Source organism: Sphingobium sp. BS19, from assembly GCF_027925545.1.
Lineage (GTDB): Bacteria > Pseudomonadota > Alphaproteobacteria > Sphingomonadales > Sphingomonadaceae > Sphingobium.
In genome coordinates this window covers 60,025-67,345 of the sequence record NZ_BSEF01000020.1, presented here as the reverse complement: position 1 = coordinate 67,345, position 7,321 = coordinate 60,025, and the positions used below count along the sequence as shown (strand labels likewise).

Below are 7,321 nucleotides of genomic sequence, written 5' to 3'. Positions count from 1 at the left end.
GCCCTGCTTGATGACGAACGCCTTCTGCGCGTCCGTGAACTTCGATGCCTTCACACCAAACCTCCTTGCCCAGCCAAGGAAACCTACGGCGGAAAACTCTATCCGCAAATGGTCCAATTCTCAGGTGGCAGAGCATTCGGACGGACGGACGGTCAAGTGAACCTAGTATTCACAAGAGCAGATTATTGGCGTGCTGAAGGAGGCTGAGGCGGGGGCGAAGACCGCGACCAGGTTTGACGACACGGGGTGTCGGAAGCGATGACCTGCAACTGGAAGTCGAACTATGGCGTGCTGGAGGTGCCAGAGCCCGACTGCTGAGGAGCTTGAGCGCGAGAACGCAAAGTGCAAGTGGCTGTTGGCCGACACGATGCTGGTCAACGCGGCCCCTAAGAACCTGCTAACAAAAAACTTCTTACGCCCGCCGCTATGGAGGAAGCTTTGGCTCACCTCCAGGCCTGCCACGAGATGAGCGAGTGCCGTATCATAGGTGCCGATCGCAGGAGCATGCGTTACCGTTCCGCGCGGGGCGATGATGCCGAACTTCGCGAAAAGCTGGCGAGTTAGCCAACCGGCGCGGCCGGTTCGACTATCGTCATCTGCATATCCTGCAGCGTCGGGACGGTGTGATGATCAACCGCAAGAAGACCACGCGCATTTATCGTGAGCATGGCTCGTCAGGCAGGCGGTAGCGCAGCCGCAGGTGGGCCGTGGGGACCAGAGCGCTGGCGCCAATTATTGCCTTGCCGAACCAGCGTTGGCGCCTCCACTTCGTGCATAACCAGATGGCTTCAGGTAGGCGGTTCCTGGTGCTCAACGTGGTCGATGGCGTAAGACGGGCGTGCCTGGCAGCGGTTGCTGGACATCTCGATCTCAGGCCGCCGTGTCGTGCGCGCATTGGCAGAGCCGATCAATCAGCGGGGCAAGCCGGGGATGATCGTCAACTTATGATGCGCGCACGGTCTGTCACCGTTGTCGACCAAATCGACGCGGATTGTCCTTCGCCAGACTTGTAAACCAAAAATGGAGGGGGGTAGGGCGACCAGCGACGATCAGGTGTACAAAGTCTGGTCGCCGCCGATCTTACGACAGGGTGTAGATTCGCTAAATCCTACCGCCAGACACAGATACGTTCGAGACTATTAAAGGTTGCCGAAGAGTTGCTCAGAGAGGTCCTGATTAGCTGGCAAGATCGGACAGGGCGAATACCACTGTTGAATGAGGCGGCATGACGACGTAAGCGACACGAGCATGTGCCTCCCGTCTCATAGCTGCACATAGGCGAGCGCAGCGGGAAGCCGGATGGCCGAGGCATCAAATTAAGGTATATGTTCGATTGTGCGGCAGATATGGCTTCTGGACCGTTCGACCACGGGGCTTTCGCCTTCGGGAGCTTTGTCCATATAGCGGCGTCTAATTTCCTAGAGACACCAAATGAGATTTCATTTCTTAAGCCAGGCGATCCAAGAGGTGTTGATCACCGCGCCTTGGTTCAACTTCTGATAAATTTTCGAGTGTCTCGACGAATTTTCCGCCATACTTCATCGCCTAAATATACGGTACCCGCCACAGTTAACACCGCCAGAAATAGCGGCATTTTGAGCGCAAGCATGCCGTGTTCTAGCAATCTGTGGGAATGGCTATCGTTCGATTTCACAGGGCGCTCCATTGGTGGATGGATACGTGCAAGGCTTCTCACTGGACGATCCTCTACGTACATTCGTACACTATCCTAGTTTTTCAAATCTGCATAGCGCATAGGACCCGTCGGTCTTGATGCTGGGGTAGTTCGGACCTTAAAATGTCGTCATATGGGTGTGCCCAGTGGAAAAATGATTTCCGTCAAAAGCTGCACATGCCAGAATACTTGAAGTTAGATTATTCAGATATGATGAAGGAAGCATTCCTCATCTTGAGGATCTTGCGTGGTACGGATATGGAGTGGGTGCGCCGATTATGCCTATTGCAAACTTCGAGGTCTTTATCGACATAGGAGCGTGATATGGCTCTAAACGGATATCGCACGTCATGCTCTTGGGAGAAAGTAGCAGCGCAACAGGGTGGTCTAATGCGCAAGCAAACTGGGTACAACGAAATAGCAGGCTGGCATTTTCTAGGGCCATTATTTTAATCACAGCATTGGGCTTCCATGACAGACATCTCCCATTTTTCTGACCTTTTTCAGAGCCTGTCATCCCAGATCGAGCAAATAAGTCGCGCAGTCGACGAGCTCTCTTTCAGATCCGGTGCCGAGCTCGATGATAAAAGCTGCCGCGGTAAACCTCGTTCCGGGAATAGGAAGACGTCCCCGTCAGAAGTGTCGACGCGGCTGAGCCTATTGAACGTGCGCCAATTAATCCAGGCACGGCAACTTCGAGATAAATATTTTCCGAGTGATCTTTTTGCTGATCCCGCTTGGGAGATAATAATGTGTTTGATGGAAGCCAGACTGGCGCGGTCTAAGGTCACAATTACGAAGCTTTGCAAGTTAACCAGCGTTCCCTATACTACATCGTTGCGCTGGGTCGGGCATCTCACGGAGATTGGGATAATCGAAAAAAGCGATGATGCCACGGACGGTCGTCGCGTCTTCCTAAGGCTCTCTGACAAGGGCGTGGCAAGCTTTCAAAATTGGTATATACACTCGTCCGGCTCTCAATAGCTGTATCTCACCGGGACAGCAGTTCCGTGGCGAAGGCCCGGATATGCGCGCCGATGTCTTCGCGTTCCAGCGCGAGCGCGAAGTTGGCTTCGATGAAACCGGCCTTCGACCCGCAATCGTAGCGGTCGCCCTTGAACGTCATGCCGTGGAACGGCTGCGTGTCGATCAGCCTTGCCATCGAATCGGTGAGCTGGATTTCGCCGCCCGCGCCCTTGCCCTGCGTTTCGAGCAGCTTCATGACTTCAGGCTGCAATATGTAGCGGCCCGCGATGATGAGGTTGGACGGCGCGGTGCCGGCGGCGGGCTTTTCCACCAGACCCTTGACCACGGTCAGGTCGCCATTGGTGCCCGACGGATCGAGCACGCCATAGCTGGGCGTCTGTTCCATCGGCACTTCGAGCGCGCAGATGAGGTTGCCGCCGACCTGATCATAGGCGTCCACCATCTGCTTGAGGCAGCCGGGTTTGCCGTGCATGAATTCGTCGGGCAGGATGATGGCGAAAGGTTCGTCGCCCACGATGTCGCGCGCGCACCAGATAGCGTGGCCAAGGCCCAAAGGCTCCTGTTGACGGATGAAGGCCGCGTTACCGGGGGCTAGGCGCGTGCCTTCAAGTGCGGACATATCCTTGCCGCGCTCGCGCTGCGTCGATTCGAGTTCGAACGCCATGTCGAAATGGTCCTCGATCGCATTCTTGCCGCGACCGGTGACAAAGATCATCTGCTCGATGCCTGCTTCGATGGCTTCGTCGACGGCATATTGGATGAGGGGGCGGTCGACAACCGCCAGCAATTCCTTGGGCACTGCCTTGGTAGCGGGCAGGAAGCGGGTGCCGAGACCGGCGACCGGGAAAACAGCTTTTCTCACACGCATATTCGTCTAGCCTTTCACACAACCTGGTAAGCGGAATGTTAAATTGATGCTTTTCGGTGATAATCCTTAGCCGAAAAAGGGCACTGGTCACATCTGCCTCACTCACCATCACATGCAAACCATCTTACGGTTTACGATTTACGATTATGTGGCAAGCATGAACATGGAATGTCACCGCCCTACGCTTCAGAAATACGCGAGTTGGGTGACCTTTCTCCGCATGTCCGTGTAGATGCCAGCTCAACAGTCTAGCGACCAGAGATCACTATTCCCATTACAGGAAGCATCTGACTAATCAAATGGCGCGGAAGCTGCGTCGATCGTCCTTCGTCGTTCGCGTGAAAGCGGATGGTGACATGGCTGCCGCGGCGTTCAACGATATAAGCGAAAAACATTATTTCTTCATTCTCGCCTAAACCTAACGTGATCAAGGCATCGCAATTCGCTCCTGCAGGCCGGACGGTATCAACGATAGCGATTTCCCCGGGGCAAAGGCGAGGATACATGCCATCTCCAGCAACGAAGACTCCAAAAAAACGTTCTTGGTTGTGCTCGTCTTGTAACCAGCCGGTTTGACTGATTGGCTCGGTATTAAGTCCCCTCCAGCCTTCAATCTGGGCAATCGCTTCGGAAACCTGCGGATAGTCGGTAACTTGAGATGCGGCCGATACGTCGACTTCTTCTTTAAACGCGTAAACGGGAATCTCTCGCAAGATTGGTCGGGCCTGTGGTTCCGTTGCGGACGACTTGGGGGGCGCTGCCGCCGTGTGTTTCTCATCGAACATCGGGAACGCTCTTTTGATTTTGCTAAGACTGCGGCTTGTTAGGGTGTAGCTGACGGACGGTACTGGATACATCCGGGTCAGCGTCGATGGAGATAGCCCGCTGGTGCGGGCGATCTGCGTTGCCGAAAGGCCCGTCTCATTTGCGATTTTGCGAATAAACTGTACAGCTTCACGTTGAACAGGATCAGTTATTTCCCGCTCATCCAATGGCCCTAAAGTACCATGTTCACGGCTCATAAACGCCCCTCGCGATGTAAATATTCCTTGCGGCATAGCAATGCCTAAAGAGAAATCACACAACTTTATCCAGAACAGTGCACCAAATATCCGTAAGCCTAAAAGGCTGGGTGAAGGTCAATCTGGAAATTCTTGTTCCCTCAAAACGGGCTTGGCCCCATGTTGGAGCTTTTCGATGGATTTACCCTCTCGTGATTTATGCCCCAGGCCCAATTGCGATGCTAATTTGCTTCGCTTTTGTGCATAGTTGGGCGCTATCATTGGATAATCTTCGGGCAGACCCCATTTGGCGCGATATTCGTCGGGGGTCATTTGATAATGTGCCATTAAGTGGCGCTTGAGCATTTTGAATTTCTTGCCATCTTCAAGGCATATCAAATAATCATCAGTGACGGAGGCACGAACCGAGACCGCTGGTTGCATGCGGCCTGCCGTACTTTGCGGTGCCTGTCCAAGAGAAGAAAATGTCGCGTAAACATCAGTTATCAGCGCGCAAATGCCGTTGCTGGACACAGTGTTTTTGCTTATTTGCGCCTTAACGATATCGGCAGTGAGAGCAAGAATTATTGGATCGACGGACATGTTGTATCCCATTAGGCTTTTGCGATATTCGTTCAACTTAGCAGGTATTTCTGATAAATTTTGCCCTCAGAAATGAAATATCCAAATTTTTGCTTTATAGCCTTTTTTTTGATGCTCCGTCGCGGAGGTCAAGGCTCAAGGATCATAGCCAGAAGACATGAGTTGCGGCTGGAGTGAACACCAATACGTAGGCGGTAAGGCAGCGGCATATGCCGTCGCCACCCTGCCAAAATCCTGGAGGCGCCTGAACATCATCTTGGTGCGGTCGAGCTGCTTATATCGAGGCCTGTCCTATTGAACGCGCACGGAACGGGATTTTCTCCTCACAATGCGGCTTTGTACGCCTCTTTACTCATTCTTGTCCCTAACCAATTGGCATCATAACCCCGATCATCAAGCATCCACCGCGCCTTTGGCGGATCTTCGGGTATCGCCGCTACGTCGGTGTAGTCGCTGATTTGGCCGACCGTGATGAAGAAGCTAAAGGAGCGGCTGTTGGCATCGGTGAGAGGATAAAGCTTGGTGTTCGTACCGGCCTTGGTTTGGCCGATTAGCACCCCAGATTGCCTTATTTGACACCAAGGCCCGAAGCAATACGGTTGGCCTTAAGGCAGATGGCGTCGATCATGACAGTCTGAGTTTCAGTGTGCTGGGGGGACATGCTTCGCTGGGGCAAGACATGTACGTGATCGCCAAACCATTTGTGCTGGATGACTTGATGAAAAAGGTGCGTGACCTGATCGACGAGGGCGCCGTGCCCGAAGGGAGCGGCTTGGGGTAGCGCGCATCGCCACAATTGCCTGCGTGCCTGATCTTAGCCTTCGCTGGCGCTCAGCCTTATCAAGGTCTGCGTAATATGGCCGCGCCACTGGGGATCGCGGGTGACCTCCAGCATTGCGCTCAGGCTCGTGCGTGCTTCCTCAATACGGCCCATAATCAGTTGCAGTCGCGCCAGGTGCCACCAGCCATGTCCATGATCGGGAGCGACGATGGTCATCCGCTGGTAGACTGTGCAGGCGCGGTCGATATCCTTCTCCTGCTCGGCGCGGATGGCCTGGTTGCGCAGGAGGCGCACGAGGGTCATTCTATTGGACATGGGCTCCGCCTTGTTCTGCGCGGCCCATTCGCCCGGTCCCGTCGCCCGTTCAAACAGGGCCGTGAGCCGTGCGGGTGACACCGGCGCACCGCCATGAAAAGGGTCTATAAACGCCCGAGACGCCGTAGGGCCGATGGCCACCAGGACATGGCTTGGCGTATTGAGAGCATCGGCTTTCCAGCCAAGCCGTCGCGCAGCCGCGACGTAGAGGATCGCCAGACTGACCGGAAGACCGCGCTTGCGATCGAGCACACGGATCATGTCCGCATTGAGCGGCGCATCATAGCTCTCGCTGTCGCCTGCAAAGCCAAGCTTGCCCCCTATAACCGCAGCCAGAACAGCGCCTTGCCCTGCGCCGGTGGCGGGAACCGCGTCACCTTGGGCCCGGCGCGCAATATCCAGGGCGTGGGTGATGGTTCGAAGCTGATCCAAATAAGGGGCAAGATCCACGCCTTCATGGTCCAGTGCACTGAGCGCAAGAGCAGCGCTGTCGAGCTCGATATCCCCGTCTTCGAGAAGCCCAAGATAGAGGATGGAGGCATTGGTGGTCACAGTCCGCACACTCAGGCTCCGGCCATGCTGCAAGCGCGACGAGACCGATATGAATGCCCTTTGTTATCGTCGTAGCGGGTGCAGCGTGGGACGCTGCGCGTGATACAGGACGACATTGCCCTTAGGGAGGATTGGCGCGATTGAGACACATGGCGCAAAACGTTGTCCCCAAGGCCCAGGGCGACGTTCGTGCAAACCATCCCGACTATGCGGTAGCGCAGCGGCTCGCTGGCAGGCTTGATCGAAACGGTGAAGCGCGACGCGTCACAGCTGGACCTGTCTCCATCCTCACAGGCTGCGATGCGGCGGTCCAGAGCGTTGCTGAACCGGTTACATGTGTCCGAGTTGGTGACCAGCGCGCCAGCCATTGGCCGCAATAGGCTATACCAATGGGAAATGCGGCGCGAAATCGGTTTGCTGGTCTTGCAGTAACTTGCCAAATCTGTCTCCGCTCCAGGACCGATATGGTGTGATCGGGCCCGAGATTCCAGATCAAAGGTCTGCCCGCAGCGCCGCTGCATGTTCTGCGCTTTGGCTAA

At 55.1% G+C, this 7,321-nt stretch carries 6 protein-coding genes and 1 pseudogene; 2 read left to right on the top strand and 5 right to left on the bottom strand.

Annotated features, from left to right (window positions below; translation table 11 throughout):
• Nucleotides 1-181 precede the first annotated feature (181 nt).
• Nucleotides 182-942, top strand: a pseudogene (locus QMG56_RS19120) (IS3 family transposase); the annotation flags it as partial.
• Between the two features lie 1,204 nt (nt 943-2,146).
• A complete protein-coding gene (locus QMG56_RS23520; protein WP_375713729.1) occupies nt 2,147-2,659 on the top strand; it encodes a MarR family transcriptional regulator in 513 nt (170 codons plus the stop codon).
• 7 nt (nt 2,660-2,666) lie between these two features.
• Here QMG56_RS23520 and galU read toward each other — a convergent pair whose 3' ends face one another.
• From galU to QMG56_RS19095, 5 genes are all read right to left on the bottom strand, one after another.
• The gene (gene galU, locus QMG56_RS19115; protein ID WP_281824126.1) at nt 2,667-3,530 is read right to left on the bottom strand and encodes a UTP--glucose-1-phosphate uridylyltransferase GalU; all 864 of its coding nucleotides are present in this window, start codon (nt 3,528-3,530) and stop codon (nt 2,667-2,669) included.
• A 248-nt stretch (nt 3,531-3,778) separates the two neighbouring features.
• Entirely contained in the window at nt 3,779-4,552 is a 774-nt protein-coding gene (locus QMG56_RS19110) for a hypothetical protein (RefSeq protein ID WP_281824124.1), read from the bottom strand.
• Nucleotides 4,553-4,669: 117 nt separating this feature from the next.
• Nucleotides 4,670-5,134, bottom strand: coding sequence for a MucR family transcriptional regulator (locus tag QMG56_RS19105; protein WP_281824122.1), 465 nt, complete (start codon nt 5,132-5,134; stop codon nt 4,670-4,672).
• 323 nt (nt 5,135-5,457) lie between these two features.
• Nucleotides 5,458-5,691, bottom strand: a complete 234-nt coding sequence (locus tag QMG56_RS19100) for a hypothetical protein (protein WP_281824121.1) — start codon at nt 5,689-5,691, stop codon at nt 5,458-5,460.
• Between the two features lie 257 nt (nt 5,692-5,948).
• The gene (locus tag QMG56_RS19095; RefSeq protein WP_281824119.1) at nt 5,949-6,791 is read right to left on the bottom strand and encodes a SirB1 family protein; all 843 of its coding nucleotides are present in this window, start codon (nt 6,789-6,791) and stop codon (nt 5,949-5,951) included.
• Between the last annotated feature and the right edge of the window lie 530 nt (nt 6,792-7,321).

Bases quoted from the DNA above. Each gene is read 5' to 3' on its own strand.
- QMG56_RS23520 (WP_375713729.1), top strand. From the start codon at position 2,147: ATGACAGACATCTCCCATTTTTCTGACCTTTTTCAGAGCCTGTCATCC.
- galU (WP_281824126.1), bottom strand. From the start codon at position 3,530: ATGCGTGTGAGAAAAGCTGTTTTCCCGGTCGCCGGTCTCGGCACCCGC.
- QMG56_RS19110 (WP_281824124.1), bottom strand. From the start codon at position 4,552: ATGAGCCGTGAACATGGTACTTTAGGGCCATTGGATGAGCGGGAAATA.
- QMG56_RS19105 (WP_281824122.1), bottom strand. From the start codon at position 5,134: ATGTCCGTCGATCCAATAATTCTTGCTCTCACTGCCGATATCGTTAAG.